Source organism: Streptomyces sp. JLYT201, assembly GCF_059448825.1.
Window position 1 is genome coordinate 9,132,549 of sequence record NZ_CM182551.1, and the last position, 14,162, is coordinate 9,146,710.

The window sequence follows — 14,162 nt, forward strand, 5'->3', positions numbered from 1 at the left end:
ACATAGTCGAACCGAATCGGAAGCGGAATCCGATTCCGTTTGGAAGGGTATCGCATGTCCAAGGATCGCTTCATTCTGCTCGATGCCGACGCGTCCCGCCCCAGCCGCACCCCACCGCCGCCGTCACTCCTGGTCAAGGCCGAAGCGGCCGACACCGAAGGCCGGTTCACCCTGCTGGAGGGCAGGAGCGGACACCCCGTACCGTCGTACGACCGTGAGCGGTGCGATGTGTTCGTCCACGTCCTCGAAGGGGAGCTGGTCGTCGACCGGGACGGGGTCGCGCACCGGCTCACCCCCGGCATGTGCGCCCTGCTGCCGCGCGGGGTGAGTCACCGCGTGCACGACCCGTCCGCCACACCGGTGCGTGCTCTGTATCTCGTAGCGCCGGGAGCGCGGGAGGAGTTCCTGCGCGCGCCGGTGCCGGGGGAGGCCCCGACGCGCCGCGGCGGTGCGGCCGAGGGGTCCGGCGACCCGGATCGGTTCCTCGTCCTGGAGCGGGGACAGGCGCGCCCCGGGCGCGTCGCGATGCCGCCCGCGTTCTGCGTGAAGGCCCGTACGGAGGACACCGAGGGCCGCTTCTCGCTCCTGGAGGTCGTCGTCGCCCAGGACATACCCCGGCACGTCCACCACGAGGCCGACGAGGCCATCTACGTCCTCGAAGGCGAGCTGGCCGTCGAATTCGACGGCCGCGTGCACACCGCCGCCGAGGGGCAGTTCGTCCTGCTGCCGCACGGCGTCCCGCACGCCTTGCGGCCGGGCTCGACGCCGCCGCCCAGGGTGCTCCAGATCTCGGCGCCCGGCGGTTGGGAGCGCTTCGTCGAGGCGACGGTCGAGGCCAGTGCGGAGGTCGGCGTCGGCGGCAGGCTCGACGCGGCCGCGCTCAACCGCGTCGCGGCCCCGCACGGGATCACCTACGAGGAATGACCCCCTGCCGACGGTCGGCCCTCACGGGCGGGGCGCGGCGCCCCTCCCCGCCCGGTCCGTGCCCTGACGGCACGTCACGACACGGTGCAGGGCTGCCCGGTGCGCAGCGCGGTGGTCGCCGTCGAGATGATGTCGTCGAGGCGGTCCCGGGTGTCCTTGAGGCCGTCGATCTGCTGGTCGATCCGGTCGCGCTCACCCGCGAGCCAGGCGATCAGCTCCGGTGTCGCCTCGCCCGTGGCTGCGCACGGCAGGACCTCGCGGATCGACTTGCTCGGCAGCCCCGCGCCGTACAACTGCTGGATCAGCTGGACGCGGTCCACGGCGCGGGCGCCGTAGTGCCGTTGGCCGCTCGGGCTGCGCCGGGCGCTGAGCAGGCCCTGTTCCTCGTAGTACCGCAGTGAGCGCACGCTCACGCCGGTGCGGGTCGCGAGCTCGCCGATGCGCATGTGGCCCCCCTGTGGCCTCTCTCACCTTGCCCCTGACGTCAATGTCAGGTTTTAGCGTAGCCGACGAACGGGCCGGAAGCCCCCGGCCCGCGCTCCCGCGGCCTGAGAGGCACCACCATGACCAGCCTTTTCGAAGGATTCCGCCTCGGTGAACTCGCCCTGCCGAACCGCATCGTGATGGCTCCCATGACCCGGGCGAGGTCGGGCGCGGCCGGGCTGCCGACCGCGTCGACCGCCGCCTACTACGCCCGGCGCGCCACCGCGGGGCTCCTCGTCAGCGAAGGCGTCCAGCCCAGCCTGCTCGGCCAGTCGAACCCGAACACGCCCGGCCTGTACGACGAGGCCCAGGTGGCCGCCTGGCGGCCCGTCACCTCCGCCGTGCACACCAACGGCGGGCGCATCTTCGCCCAGATCATGCACGGCGGACGCGTGGGACACCCGGACGTCGCCGGGCAGCACCCCGTGGGGCCTTCGGCGGTGGCGATGCGCGGCGAGGTGTTCGTCGGATTCGGCGGACAGGACGGCCGCAAGCCCGCGCCCGTGCCGCGCGCCCTGACGCTGAAGGAGGTCGGGGGAGAGGCGGCGGCGTACGCGGACGCGGCCCGGCGCGCCGTGGCCGCGGGCTTCGACGGCGTCGAACTGCACGGCGCGAACGGCTACTTGATCCAGCAGTTCCTGTCGTCCAACGCCAACCGCCGCACCGACGCGTACGGCGGGTCCGTCGCGGGCCGCATCCGCTTCGCCGTCGAGGCCGTCGAGGCGACCGCCGACGCCATCGGTGCCGAGCGCGTCGGCATCCGCCTGTCCCCCGGAGGCCAGGTCTGGGACATCGTCGAGGACGACGTGCCGGGCCTGTACGCCGCGCTGTTCGACGCCCTCGCCCCGCTGGGGCTCGCCTACGTCCACGTCCTCGCGACCGCGCCCGACGACGTCCTCCTCGGTCTGCGCAAGAGCTGGCCGACCGCCTTCATCATCAACCCCGGCGGCCAGATCGGCCCGGACGAGAGCACCCGGGCGCAGGGTGAGGACTGGCTGGCCCGGGGTGCGGACCTGGTCAGCTACGGGCGTGCCTACCTGGGCAACCCCGACCTCGTCGAGCGCTTCCGCACCGGCGCGCCGCTGCGCACCCTCGACCGGGAACTGTGGTTCCAGGGAGGGGACTCCGGCTACCTCGACTGACGGCCGCCTGACCGCTGCGTCATGATTCCTCCGCGTTTGGCGGGCGGTCAGAAGGCCCTGCGGCCCGAAACACAAGGTCGGCACGGCCTACCGGTTCCGTTCACGGGCGGGATATTCCTGGAAGGGTCCCCGGGCGGAGCCCTCCGCCCGGGCCCTCTTCCCGCGAAGGAGCCCGTCATGGACGGATGGTACGTGGACGACCGCTGCACCAACTGCGACGTCGCGCGGCAGTTCGCGCCCGATCTGATCGGCGAGGTCGACGGGAAGTCGCGGATCCTGCGGCCGCCGCGCGACGCGGCGGAGAACCGGCGCTTGCACGCCGCCGTCTTCGCCTGCCCCACCCGGTCGATCCGCCCGGCGTCCGGGCAGCCGGACCGGGCGCTCGACCCCTTCCCGATGGCGCTCGACGACGGCGTCCTGATCTGCGGTCACAACGCGACCCGGACCGCCGGGGCCAACTCCTATCTGCTCCGGCGGCCGTCGGGCACCACCATGCTGATCGACACGCCCCGCTGGAGCCGCGACCTCGCCGAACGCTGCACGGCCTGGGGCCCCGTCACCGACGTGCTGCTCACCCACCGCGACCACGCCGCGCACGGCCGCCGCTACGCCGACCACTTCGGGGCCCGGCTGTGGATCCACGAGGGCGACCTCGACGCGGCCCCGGACGCGGACCAGGTCATCCGCGGCCTCGACCCCGTGGAGATCGGCGCGGGCGTCACCGTCCACCCGCTGCCCGGGCACACCCGGGGCAGCGTGCTCTACCTCGCCGACGACCGGTACTGCTTCAGCGGCGACAGCTTCTACTGGTCCCGCGGCACCGGGGACCTGGAGGTCGCGGAGAGCGTGACCTGGTACTCCATCGAGGAGCTTGCCGCCTCCCTGGCGCGGACCGCCGGGCGCCTGCGGTTCGAGTGGGTACTGCCGGGGCACGGGGACCGCCGCCGCCTCCCCGCCGACGAGATGTCCCGACGCCTCGGCCTCCTGACCGAACGCGTACGCCAGTTGCGCCCGCAGCCCGTCGACTTCACGGCCGTCCGCTGGTGAGCGGGCCCCTACGGTCCTCCTCAGGAGCCCTTACGGGTACTGCTCAGGAGTCCGTAGGGCTCCCCGCCCACACCGCCGGGGTTCGGCCCGCCCACGGACTGGCCTGTTCGAGCTGTCCGGCCAGGCGGAAGAGGAGACCCTCGCGCCCGTAACCGGCGGCGAACTGCATGCCGATGGGCAGCCCCGTCCCGGGATCGGCCGTCACCGGTACGGACATGGCGGGCGTGCCCGCCACGTTGAACGGCATGGTGAACGGAGAGTGCTCGTTCAGGCGGCCGATCCAGCCGAGGCCGTCGAGCTCCTGAGCGCCCTCGGCGAAGGTCCCCAGCGGCATCGGAAGCTCCGGCAGGGTCGGCGTGAGCAGCACGTCGTACGCGTCGAAGGACCGTGCCAGGCCGCGGGCGACCCGGTTGCGCACCTCGAAGGCGGTGGCGAACTGGGGGCCGCTGACCCGCTGCCCGTAGTGGTAACCGGCAAGGGTCACCGGTTCGAGGGTCGAGGAGTCGACGGGCCTGCCGAGGGCGGCGGCGAGCCCGTCGACCAGAGCCGCGAGATTCGCCGTGATCAGCCGGGCGTTGGCCAGGAGGAACTCCTCCTGGCCGACCCCGAGACCGGCCTCGGCCTCCGTCACCTCGTGCCCGAGCGACTCCAGCAGCAGGACGGTGCGGGAGAGGGCGGCGGCCACCGGCGCCGTGGTGCGGCGGCCGCCCCACGCGTGCGTGCGGACACCGATCCGCAAGGTGCCCGGGGGCCGGGTGACCTCCTGCGCGTACGGCCGGGGCGGTTCCTGCGCGAAGTAGGGGTCGCCCGGCTCCGGGCCGCGGATCAGGTCGAGCAGGGCCGCGCTGTCGCGCACCGTGCGGCTGACGCTGCCGTGCACCACCAGGCCGTTGAACATCTCGTCGATGTCCGGTCCCATGGAGACCCGGCCGCGGGTGGGCTTGAGCCCGAACAGGCCGTTGTGCGCGGCCGGTACGCGCAGCGACCCCGCGGCGTCGGTGGCGTGCGCCATCGGCACCACCCCGGCGGCGACGGCCGCGCCCGCGCCCCCGCTGGACCCGCCCGCGCTGCGCTGGGGATCCCACGGGTTGCGGGTCGCGCCGTACAACACCGGCTCCGTCACCATGCTGTAGGCGAGCTCCGGCGTCGTAGTGCGCCCGAACGTCACGAGTCCGGCACGGCGGAAGCGCCGCATCAGCGTCGAGTCGGCCCCGGACACGTGGCCCGCGGCGAGGCGGCTGCCCAGCTCCATCCGCCTCCCGGCCATGGCGACGCCGATGTCCTTGATCAGGAAGGGCACCCCGGCCAGCGGCGCGCTGCCGGGGAGGGGCCGGTCGTCGGTCGGCCACGTCTCCACGATGGCGTTGATCCGCGGCTCGACCGCCGCCGCGGCCTCGCGTGCGACCGCCTCCAGTTCGGCGGGGGTCACCTCGCCCGCGGCCACCAGCTCCGCGAGCCCGACGGCGTCGTAGTGCACGTACTCGCTGACTCTCACTGTCACTCCCAGCGGAAAGAACGGTACCGTTGAGTCCCGAATGATACCGAGCGGTATCGCCTGGAACTGGGAGGTACCGTAGCAGGAGGGGGGAACCCCTCAACCGTTCGGACGTCACGGAGAAGTCATGGCATCGACCGCCAGCAGGCCGGGCAGAGTGGCGAAACTGCCGCCGCGCGAGCGCATCCTCGACGCGGCGGAGGAGCTCTTCCAGAGCGAGGGGATCCAGCGGGTGGGCGTCCAGGCGATCGCCGAGCGGGCCGGGACCACCAAGATGGCGATCTACCGGCACTTCGACACCAAGGACGCGCTGGTCGCGGAGTGGCTGCGGATCCTCGCCGCCGACTACCAGGCGGCCTTCGACCGCGTCGAGGCCGAGCACCCGGACCGGCCGGTGGAGCAGATCCTGGGCCTGGCCCGCTTCATCGCCGACGGCCTGCCCGCCATCTCGCACCGGGGCTGCCCGTTCGTCAACTCCCTCGCCGAGCTGCCCGACCGCTCCCATCCCGCACGGCAGGTGATCGAGCAGCACAAGGCGCACCAGCTGCGCAGGCTCGTCGGCATGTGCGCGCGGGCCGGTCTTTCCGACCCCGAACAGGCCGCGGCCGAGATCACCTTCGTCCTCGAAGGCGCACAGGTCAGCACGCAGAACGGAAGCGTCGACCAGGCGGGGGACCGGCTGATGAGGATCGTCGAAGCGATCGTCGACAGCCTGGGCGTGCCGCGCGGCTAGCCCCGGCGGGACCGCTTCAGCGGGGCGGCGGCACGGCCGCCCCGTCGCCGGTGTCCAGCAGGGCGAGGAACGCGGACGCGGCGGGCGTCGGGGTGGAGCGGCTCCAGATGAGGCGCTCCACCCGCACCGGGCCGTCGGTGACCCGCACGCTCCGCAGGCCGTGGAGTGCGGCCGCGAACGCCCCGGGCAGCAGGGCGACGCCGAGGCCCTGGCGGACCATGGGGGCCATCAGCTCGACGCCGGACACCTCGAAGGCCACCTCGCGCCGCAGCCCCGCCGCCGCGAAGGCCCGGTCCGACTGGGCGCGGGCGGCGCTGCCCTCGGCGAAGTCGACGAAGGCCTCGTCGGCGAGCCGGCGCAGATCCACCTCGCGGTGCGCGGCGAGCGGATGGTCGGGGGCGACCACGGCGACGTGCCGCCCGTGGGCGAGCTCCCGGTCGTGGACGCCCCGCGGCCGGAACTCGGGCCGCACGCCGAGGAACGCCGCGTCCAACTGGCCGTCGCGCACCCGCTCGACGAGCTGCTCGCTGGAGCCGGCGCGCAGGCTGATGCGCACCTGGGGATAGCGCCGGCGGTAGTCCCGCAGCGTCGCCGGGAGGTCCACCGCCGTCACCGTGGGGATCGCCCCGACGGTCAGCTTGCCCCGCACCTCGCCGCTGGCCGCCGCCACCTCCGCGCGGGCCCGCTCGGCCGCTTCGAGGGCCTGGCGCGCGGCGGGCAGGAACGCCTCTCCGGCGGCGGTGAGCCGCACCCGGCGGCTGGTCCGCTCGAAGAGCCGGGCGCCCAGTTCCTTCTCCAGCCGGGCCACCTGGTGGCTGAGCGCGGACTGGACGACGTGGCACCGCTCGGCGGCGCGCGTGAAGCTGGCGGTCTCCGCCACCGCGAGGACGTAGCGCATCTGCTGGAGGTCCATGGATCCAGCGTGAATCACGATGGATATCAATGACAAGTATGTGTTGGACTAATGAATGTCCACCGGGTGATCATGAAGTCAGCGGCGGGGCACGGCGGTCGGTGACGGATCACCGGTCGGCCACCGCCCGGTTCCCGGCGAGATCCCGCGGGGACCGGGCGCACCGGTCCCGTCGTACAACCACCACCGGCGCCCCGGCGCCCCGATCCAGCGGAGACCACCATGCGCGTGATCGCCCTCGACCACATCGTCCTGAACGTCACCGACATCGAGCGTTCGCTGGCCTTCTACACGGGCCCGCTGGGGCTCGAACCGGTGCGCGTGGAGGAGTGGCGCGCCGGCAAGGTCTCCTTCCCCTCCGTGCGGGTGAGCCCCACGACCATCATCGACCTCTTCAAGGGGCCCGAAGGGGAGTCGCGCGGGGCCAACGTCGACCACATCTGCCTGGCGGTCGAGCCGCTCGACTGGCAGGAGGTCATCGACTCCGGCGTCTTCACCGTCGTGGACGGCCCCGGCAAGCGCTTCGGCGCCCGCGGCACCGGCCTCTCCCTGTACGTGAAGGACCCCGACGGCAACACCGTGGAGCTGCGCTACTACGAGCAGGACGCCTGAGCACCCTGCGGACCCGCCCTCCGGCGCGCCCGAACTCCTGTTTCCGTCCGGTGACATACGCGACGAGGCTGTGACGATCAGCCGTGCAACGTCTCGCGGTCCTGGCGGGTCGAACGGGGTGGAAGTGCCGATCGGCACGGAAACAGCCGGAGTTGGGGGAGACAGATGACCATGCGTACCCGAGGTGCCCTGGCCGCGATGACGGTCGGCGTGTGCGTGGCCGCCACGGCCGCGGCCGTGGCGGCACCCGCCGCGGCGGCCCCGTCCGGCGGTGGGGAGCCGCGCTTCCTCAGCGCCGGTGAACTGCCGCCGCACCCCTCGTCGGCGTGGCACGCCGGGCGGGTGACCGCGGGGCAGCCCGACGCCCTGCCCGTGTGCGCGGGCGAGGCGCTGCCGTCGACGTCGGTGCACCGCACCTTCTGGACCGACCTCGACACCAACGCCGTTCAGGTGACCGTGGTGGAGCGGAGCACCCAGCGGGCCAAGGACTTCGCCGGGCTCCTGCGCAAGAAGCTCGACGACTGCGCCGCGCGCCTGGAGCGGGAGCACCCGGACGTCAAGGCGAAGCAGAAGTACTACGGCAAGCTGGACGTCGAGGAGGGCGTCCACGTCTACGGCCTGCACACCGCCTGGAACTCGGGGGCCTCGGACGCCAACCTCTTCGCGGTGGGCCGTGACGGGCGCACGGTGACGCTCGTCCGCTGGGGCCAGCTCGGCGACCTGTCGCACGCGCCGGTCAGCGGCTTCAAGACCACCGCCAAGAAGGCCGTGAACAAGCTCTACTGACCCCGGCCCGCGCGGCCCCCCTCGGCGACCGCCGAGGGGGGCCGCCGTGCGTGGCGCCCTCAGGTGTGCAGGGTGCGGGAGGGACTGGTGCCGTACACCGAGCGGTACAGCGCGGCGAAGCGTCCCGGGTGCGGGAACCCCCAGCGGGCGGCGATGCCTCCGACGGTGGCGCCGCCCTGCGGCGAGGCGTTCAGCAGGTCGCGGTGCGCGTGCGCGAGGCGGACCCGGCGGAGATAGGCGAGCGGGGTGGTGTCCAGGTGACGGCGGAAGGCGTACTGGAGGGTGCGGATCGTCACGTGGGCGGCGGCAGCGACGTCGGCGACCGTGAGGGGCTGGTCCGCGTGGTCGTCGATGTAGGCGACGGCACGCCGCAGAGTGGTGGAGTGCGCGTCCGTGCGGTCCTGGGCGCTGGGGTCGGCGCTCGCGGTGTTGGGAAAGGCCGCCAGGACGCTCGCGGCCAGGAGTTGCTGGCCCGCCGCGACGACCAGGGGCTGCGCCGCGACGGCCGGGTCGGCCAGGACGTCGTCGCGCAGATGCACGATGGTCTTCTTGAGGTAGTCGGCCGCGGCGGCCGACGAGGGTCTGTGTCCGGTCAGCCGCACGGGCTCGCCCAGCGGCCTTCCCGCGGTCGCCGCGACCTGGTCGAGCAGGCCCGGGTCGAGCATCGTGATGTTGTAGCGCGCGCCGCAGATGCGGCCCGCGTACGGCAGGTCCGGGGGCGCGAACAGCACGACGTCCCCGGGGCCGAAGTCGTCCCGGACGCCGTGGAAGGCGTGGTCGCGGACGGTGCCCTCGTGGACGACGCACAGACAGATCCTGCCCAGCGGGGTCACGGAGTAGGACATGTCGAAGTCCAGGTCCAGCTCGTCCACGCTGATCGACGCGGTGCTGTCGCGGTGGATGCGCGCGCGGCTCGCCTCGGGCGTTCCGCTGCCGATGCGCATCCTGGCGTAGGCGCGGCAGAGGAAGTCCTCCGTCACCGCCAGGTCGTCGCTCTCGAACGTCTCCGAACTCACGGCGTCACCTCCGGGTGAGGGGAGCGGGCGGGGTCAGGTCACCATGCTCCCAGTCGGTTGCCGCCCCCGTCGCCTGTCGCCTGCCGCCCGTCGGCCGTGCTCGGGCGTGAAGGGCACGCCGTGGAGAACCGGGCTGCTCGAAGGACGTTACGTGCCGCGCGGGAGTGCCTGGGGCGGTCCCCGGCCCGGCATTGCGCTTTCTGGACAGACGCGGCCTCAAGTGTTCGCTCTGCGCGCCCTCACCGGCACCGATCGCGGGCAGACGTCACAGTGACCGTCATGGCCGTCTCACCAGGGAGTTCCGCTCACGATGCCAGAAGACGAAGAACGCGCGAGCCGAGTCGCCGCTCTCCGTGAGGAGATCGCGCAGCTCCAGCGTGCGGTCGACTCGCACGCGGTCGTCGACCAGGCCATTGGCGTCGTGATGGCCTGGAGCGGAGTACGACCCGAAACCGCCTGGGAAGTACTGCGGGACGTCTCCCAGCACACCAACACCAAGCTGCGGGAGATCGCGGAACACGTCGTGCGCTGGCCGCGCGGCGGAGGGCTCCCGGAGCAGGTGCGCGCGGCGATGGGGGCGGCGGTCAGACGCCGGGTGCCGGTGGGCGGGCGCATCCGGCTGAAGGAGAGGAACACGTGCGCCCTGCGCTGACGGCCTTGCGCTGCAACGCGGTTGCTTCGCGCCGGGACCGCTGAGTGCCCGGGGCCGGGCGGCCGAGTGGGCCCGGGCAGGCACCGCCACGCGTGGCGGTGCCTGCCCGTTCTCGCAGGGGGCCATGGGCTCGCTGGGGCCCATGGGATGGGACACGACGGTTCGGGCCGTCGGATCAGATCGGATCAGATCGCATCAGAGAGGCATGCCCGGGCCGGGGCTGGGGCCGGTGCCGGGGATCGGGCCAGGTCCGGCACCGGGGCCGGGACCAGGGACAGGGCCGGGTCCGGAGCTGGGACCGGGGTCGCCCGGCCGGATGCGGCCGCGCCAGGCGCCGCTCTCCCCGGAGCCCTCGACGTGGTCCTTGAACCGGTGCAGATCACCCTTCACCCGTCGTTCGATCATGCCCAGCGCGTCCGCGCCCTTCTCCGCGACACCGGTGGGCTCGACGTCCATGACCAGCTCCACACGGGTCCGTGTCGCGTCGAGCTGACGGAAGCGCACGGATCCCTGCTGCTGGGTGTCACCGCCGATGGTCCGCCAGGTGATCCGGTCGTCCGGCATCTGGTCGACGATCTCGGTGTCGAACTCGCGCCGTACGCCGCCGATGCTCGTGGTCCAGTGGTTGTGCACGTCGTCGATCTGCCGGACCTCGTCGACGCCTTCCATAAACTTCGGGAACTCCTCGAACTGTGTCCAGTGGTCGTATGCCGTGCTGAGCGGGACCTGTACGTCCACTGTTTCCTTGATCGTGCTCACGCTGTCCTCCTCTGTGTGTCTCCTGGTGAATCCACGGAGGTCATCAGTGAATCCACGGACGCTGTCGGTGACTTCGGCTCGACCGGTCTTCGCCGAGCGCTGAACAATTCAACGACGCCAAGGCATGGGTCGTATGTCATATGCGGTGCCCTATGCGGGCGCGGAAACGGATAGGGGTGGCCTGCGGCGTATCCCCGACGGACGGCACGCAGAGGCCGTCGCGGCGGCCCGGACACCCCGTCGCGAGGCGGCGGCCGGGCCGTGACACCGACCGTCGTCACCAGCGGTACCAGCGACTCCTGCGGCCACCCGTGCCCGCGGGGCGGACGATGAAACCGAGTATCCACGCCAGCAGCACGAGGGCGGCGAGCAGCCAGAGGAATTTCACGGCGAATCCCGCACCGAACAACACGACGGCGATAAGAAGAACAAGCAACAAAGGCACCATGGTCCGTCACCTCCAGTGCTGCGAGTTCCCTCGATCCCCGGCGTGACACAGGCCTGCCCGGGCCATTTTCGACGTGCTCGCCATGACGTACGCCATGACGTACGCGTTGATGTGTCCGCCATGACGCATGCGTTTACGGCGAGCAAGTCCGGTTAGGCGTGTGAACACACCTGTTGTCGATATTCGGGAGTGAGCACTGTGGCTGGTGACGAGAAGGCCAAGGGAAAGGTCGAGCAGGCCAAGGGCAAGCTGAAGGAAGCGGCGGGCCGAGCCGTGGGCAATGAGCGTCTGACGGCGGAGGGCCGCGCCGAGCAGGGCAAGGGTGACCTGCGGCAGGCGAAGGAGAAGGCGAAGGACGCCTTCCGCCGGTGAGGCCCCGACGCCGCCGGTGAGGCATCCGATGCCGACGGTGGGGCTCCGGCTCCGCCGCTGCGGACCGCAGGCGCGCGGCCCCGGTGGGGCACCGCGCGCACGCCTCCCGAGGCCCGGCCCGGAGGGCTCAGACGGCCAGCGACACGTCGCCCGGGCTGTCGTCCGCCGGGCCGGGGGCGGACCCGGCGGGCGGAAGTGAGTCGGGAGCGGTGGAGGGCCGGGGGAGCGGAAACTCGTCCGCCCGGGAGCCCGGCCGCGTACCGTGCACCCTCGGCGCCCCGGCCCGGGGCGGTGCCGGACGGGCCTGCTCCGCCCCGGCCCGAGGCGGTGCGGCACCCGGCCGCCCCGACCCCCCTCCGGCCGCCGCGAGCAGCGCGTCAGCGATGTCGAGCGCGTCCTCGACCCGGGTCGCCCCGGTCAGCACGCACAGCGTGTAGCTCACGTCCTCCAGGGCGCGCCGGGCCGCCTCGGTCGGCGGCGCCGCGATGCGCAGGTCGGCATAACGGGCGAGCATGACTCTCAGTGTCTTGGGATCCGGCATCAACACGGTGTCCACCCCTTCTTCCCCTATGTCCTGCGCCTGCCGTGTCGGCATCGCTTTACGTCTTTTGATCCATTTCACACGTTATGTGTCACTGGTCGGGGGAAGGCGTGCCAGAGGAGGACGACGACCCGGTCGTCCCCAGTACCCGTAGTTCCGGTATCGATGCCACGGCCCGCGCCGGAGGCGTCGGTGCCCGACCCCTGTGAGGAGCGAACCATGGCTCGTACGACCACTCCGCGCTACACCGTTCCCGGCATCAGCGTCGAGGACGGAGGCAAGCTCATCGCGGCGCTCAGCATGCGTCTGCACGCGCTGAACGATCTGCACCTCACGCTCAAGCACGTGCACTGGAACGTCGTCGGCCCGCACTTCATCGCGGTGCACGAGATGCTGGACCCGCAGGTCGACCGCGTCCGTGCCATGGCCGACGACGTGGCCGAGCGCATCTCCGCCCTCGGCGGCGTGCCGCACGGCACGCCCGGCGCCCTGGTGGCGGAGCGCACCTGGGACGACTACAGCATCGGCCGGGCAGACGCCATCGCCCATCTGGGCGCGCTCGACCTCGTGTACACCGGCGTGATCGAGGCCTATCGCGCCGCCATCGACGAGGTCGGCAAGCTCGATCCGGCCACCGAGGACATCCTGATCGAGCAGGTGCGGGACCTGGACCAGTTCCAGTGGTTCGTCCGGGCCCACCTGGAGAGCGCCCAGGGCACCCTCGCCACCGGCGGGAAGGCCACCGAACGCGAGGCCGCGGAAGCGGCCGGGAACAGCTGACCCCATCAGCACCACCACGAGAGGAACCGCCATGCGTGTCGCCTTTCTCACCGCGCCCGAAGGCGTGGAGCAGATCGAACTGACCGAGCCGTGGGGGGCCGTCGAGGCCGTCGGGGCCGAACCCGTCCTGCTGTCGACCGAGCCGGGCCGCGTCCAGGGGTTCGACCACCTGGACAGGGCCGACTCCTTCCCGGTCGACCAGGTCGTGGCCGAGGCCTCCGCCGCCGACTTCGAGGCCCTGGTCCTGCCCGGCGGCGTAGCCAACCCCGACGCCCTGCGCCTGGACGACAAGGCGGTGGCGTTCGTCAAGGACTTCTTCACCGCGGGGAAGCCGGTCGCGGCGATCTGCCACGCCCCGTGGACGCTCGTCGAGGCCGACGTGGTGCGCGGCCGCACCCTCACCTCCTGGCCCAGCCTGCGCACCGACATCCGCAACGCGGGCGGCGAGTGGGTCGACCAGGAGGTGCAGGTGTGCACCGCGGGCGGCAACGTCCTCGTCACCAGCCGCAAGCCCGACGACCTCCCGGCCTTCTGCCGCGCCCTGACCGACGCCCTGGGCAAGACCGACGGCGCGCCGCGCTGAGCACCGTCGGCGGAGCCTCAGCCGTTGGTCAGGGTGCGGTCGAGGAGGGGGAGCAGACGGTCCCAGTGACGGCGTAGTGCCCCGGGGTCGAAGGCGTCGGTGTCGGACATGGTGAAGCCGTGGACGGTGCCGGGGTAGATCTCGGAGGTGTGGTCGACCCCCGCGGCGTCCAGGGCCTGGTTGAGTTCGCCGAGGGCCTCGGGCGTCATGTCGCCTTCGGCGTGGCCGAGGTGGACCCGGGCGGTCAGCGCGGCGAATCCTTCGGTCCCGTCGGCGCCCGCGGGGCAGTGGAATCCGGCGACGGCGGCCACCTGGCCCGGATGGGCGACGGCGGTGCGCAGCGCCAGCAGACCGCCGATGCAGTAGCCGGTCACCGCGACCGGCCCGGCACCGACCTCCGGCCGGGTGGTGAGGAACTTGAGGTACGCCTCAGCGTCACGCACGGCACGTTCGGCGGTGTGCGCCTCGATCAGGGGCATCAGCTGGGCGAAGACCGCGGGCCGGGCGGCTTCTCCGATGTGCTCGGGCAGTTCGATCACCGGTGCCGGGCCGTGCCGGTAGAGGAAGTTGGGGACGAGTACGTAGTACCCGTGACCGGCCAGTTCGCAGGCCATCTCCCGCAGGACGGGCCGGATGCCGAAGCCGTCCGGGTACATCAGGACCCCTGGGTGCCGCCCACCGCCGTCGGGGAAGGCGGCGAAGGCGTCGGCCAGGCCGTCGGCGGTGGGTATGTGCAGCGTCTTGGTGGGCATGGGTTCTCCTGTCGTGGTTGACGTGTCGAGCTGAGATCAACACGACAGGAGGGGGAGCCCGGGCGGTGGCGCCGGACCCTCGTTCCCACAGCGGGCCAGCATCGGCCCGTACGGCGCTCAGAGG

The 14,162-nt window shown here is 72.3% G+C and carries 17 protein-coding genes and 1 pseudogene; 10 read left to right on the plus strand and 8 right to left on the minus strand.

What is annotated here, in order from left to right:
* Window positions 1-54 precede the first annotated feature (54 nt).
* Entirely contained in the window at window positions 55-924 is an 870-nt protein-coding gene (locus AC5WAM_RS38425; RefSeq protein ID WP_495520453.1) for a cupin domain-containing protein, read from the plus strand.
* A 74-nt stretch (window positions 925-998) separates the two neighbouring features.
* On the opposite strand, the gene AC5WAM_RS38430 is transcribed toward AC5WAM_RS38425, so the two are convergent.
* Entirely contained in the window at window positions 999-1,370 is a 372-nt protein-coding gene (locus AC5WAM_RS38430; protein ID WP_366792511.1) for a MerR family transcriptional regulator, read from the minus strand.
* Between the two features lie 117 nt (window positions 1,371-1,487).
* Here AC5WAM_RS38430 and AC5WAM_RS38435 point away from each other — a divergent pair, with 117 nt between their 5' ends.
* Together AC5WAM_RS38435 and AC5WAM_RS38440 are read left to right on the plus strand one after the other, a co-directional pair.
* The gene (locus AC5WAM_RS38435; protein WP_495520454.1) at window positions 1,488-2,549 is read left to right on the plus strand and encodes an alkene reductase; all 1,062 of its coding nucleotides are present in this window, start codon (window positions 1,488-1,490) and stop codon (window positions 2,547-2,549) included.
* 177 nt (window positions 2,550-2,726) lie between these two features.
* The gene (locus tag AC5WAM_RS38440; protein WP_366792513.1) at window positions 2,727-3,596 is read left to right on the plus strand and encodes a 4Fe-4S domain-containing protein; all 870 of its coding nucleotides are present in this window, start codon (window positions 2,727-2,729) and stop codon (window positions 3,594-3,596) included.
* 43 nt (window positions 3,597-3,639) lie between these two features.
* Here AC5WAM_RS38440 and AC5WAM_RS38445 read toward each other — a convergent pair whose 3' ends face one another.
* Window positions 3,640-5,091, minus strand: coding sequence for an amidase (locus AC5WAM_RS38445; RefSeq protein ID WP_495520455.1), 1,452 nt, complete (start codon window positions 5,089-5,091; stop codon window positions 3,640-3,642).
* A gap of 127 nt (window positions 5,092-5,218) precedes the next feature.
* Between AC5WAM_RS38445 and AC5WAM_RS38450 the strand changes: the two genes are divergently transcribed.
* Complete coding sequence (locus AC5WAM_RS38450; RefSeq protein ID WP_366792515.1) at window positions 5,219-5,824, plus strand: TetR/AcrR family transcriptional regulator; 606 nt, start codon at window positions 5,219-5,221, stop codon at window positions 5,822-5,824.
* 16 nt (window positions 5,825-5,840) lie between these two features.
* Here AC5WAM_RS38450 and AC5WAM_RS38455 read toward each other — a convergent pair whose 3' ends face one another.
* The gene (locus AC5WAM_RS38455; protein WP_495520456.1) at window positions 5,841-6,737 is read right to left on the minus strand and encodes a LysR family transcriptional regulator; all 897 of its coding nucleotides are present in this window, start codon (window positions 6,735-6,737) and stop codon (window positions 5,841-5,843) included.
* A gap of 222 nt (window positions 6,738-6,959) precedes the next feature.
* On the opposite strand from AC5WAM_RS38455, the gene AC5WAM_RS38460 reads away from it, so the two are divergent.
* A complete protein-coding gene (locus tag AC5WAM_RS38460) occupies window positions 6,960-7,349 on the plus strand; it encodes a VOC family protein (protein ID WP_138957921.1) in 390 nt (129 codons plus the stop codon).
* A 165-nt stretch (window positions 7,350-7,514) separates the two neighbouring features.
* The gene (locus tag AC5WAM_RS38465; protein ID WP_366792517.1) at window positions 7,515-8,135 is read left to right on the plus strand and encodes a hypothetical protein; all 621 of its coding nucleotides are present in this window, start codon (window positions 7,515-7,517) and stop codon (window positions 8,133-8,135) included.
* A gap of 59 nt (window positions 8,136-8,194) precedes the next feature.
* Here the strand turns inward: AC5WAM_RS38465 and AC5WAM_RS38470 are convergent, their stop codons facing one another.
* A complete protein-coding gene (locus AC5WAM_RS38470) occupies window positions 8,195-9,151 on the minus strand; it encodes a helix-turn-helix domain-containing protein (protein ID WP_495520457.1) in 957 nt (318 codons plus the stop codon).
* Window positions 9,152-9,461: 310 nt separating this feature from the next.
* On the opposite strand from AC5WAM_RS38470, the gene AC5WAM_RS38475 reads away from it, so the two are divergent.
* Complete coding sequence (locus AC5WAM_RS38475; protein ID WP_366792519.1) at window positions 9,462-9,803, plus strand: ANTAR domain-containing protein; 342 nt, start codon at window positions 9,462-9,464, stop codon at window positions 9,801-9,803.
* 300 nt (window positions 9,804-10,103) lie between these two features.
* On the opposite strand, the pseudogene AC5WAM_RS38480 reads toward AC5WAM_RS38475, so the two are convergent.
* Together AC5WAM_RS38480 and AC5WAM_RS38485 are read right to left on the minus strand one after the other, a co-directional pair.
* Window positions 10,104-10,562: pseudogene (locus tag AC5WAM_RS38480) on the minus strand (SRPBCC family protein); the annotation flags it as partial.
* A 277-nt stretch (window positions 10,563-10,839) separates the two neighbouring features.
* Entirely contained in the window at window positions 10,840-11,010 is a 171-nt protein-coding gene (locus AC5WAM_RS38485) for a hydrophobic protein (RefSeq protein ID WP_366792520.1), read from the minus strand.
* A gap of 198 nt (window positions 11,011-11,208) precedes the next feature.
* Here AC5WAM_RS38485 and AC5WAM_RS38490 point away from each other — a divergent pair, with 198 nt between their 5' ends.
* Complete coding sequence (locus tag AC5WAM_RS38490; protein ID WP_138957916.1) at window positions 11,209-11,382, plus strand: CsbD family protein; 174 nt, start codon at window positions 11,209-11,211, stop codon at window positions 11,380-11,382.
* Between the two features lie 127 nt (window positions 11,383-11,509).
* Here AC5WAM_RS38490 and AC5WAM_RS38495 read toward each other — a convergent pair whose 3' ends face one another.
* On the minus strand, window positions 11,510-11,896 hold the full coding sequence (locus tag AC5WAM_RS38495) for a DUF5133 domain-containing protein (protein WP_495520458.1): 387 nt from the start codon (window positions 11,894-11,896) through the stop codon (window positions 11,510-11,512).
* Between the two features lie 246 nt (window positions 11,897-12,142).
* On the opposite strand from AC5WAM_RS38495, the gene AC5WAM_RS38500 reads away from it, so the two are divergent.
* A complete protein-coding gene (locus AC5WAM_RS38500) occupies window positions 12,143-12,703 on the plus strand; it encodes a Dps family protein (protein WP_366792522.1) in 561 nt (186 codons plus the stop codon).
* A 31-nt stretch (window positions 12,704-12,734) separates the two neighbouring features.
* A complete protein-coding gene (locus AC5WAM_RS38505) occupies window positions 12,735-13,286 on the plus strand; it encodes a type 1 glutamine amidotransferase domain-containing protein (protein WP_366792523.1) in 552 nt (183 codons plus the stop codon).
* Window positions 13,287-13,303: 17 nt separating this feature from the next.
* Here the strand turns inward: AC5WAM_RS38505 and AC5WAM_RS38510 are convergent, their stop codons facing one another.
* Window positions 13,304-14,038, minus strand: coding sequence for a dienelactone hydrolase family protein (locus tag AC5WAM_RS38510; RefSeq protein ID WP_366792524.1), 735 nt, complete (start codon window positions 14,036-14,038; stop codon window positions 13,304-13,306).
* Window positions 14,039-14,162: the final 124 nt, after the last annotated feature.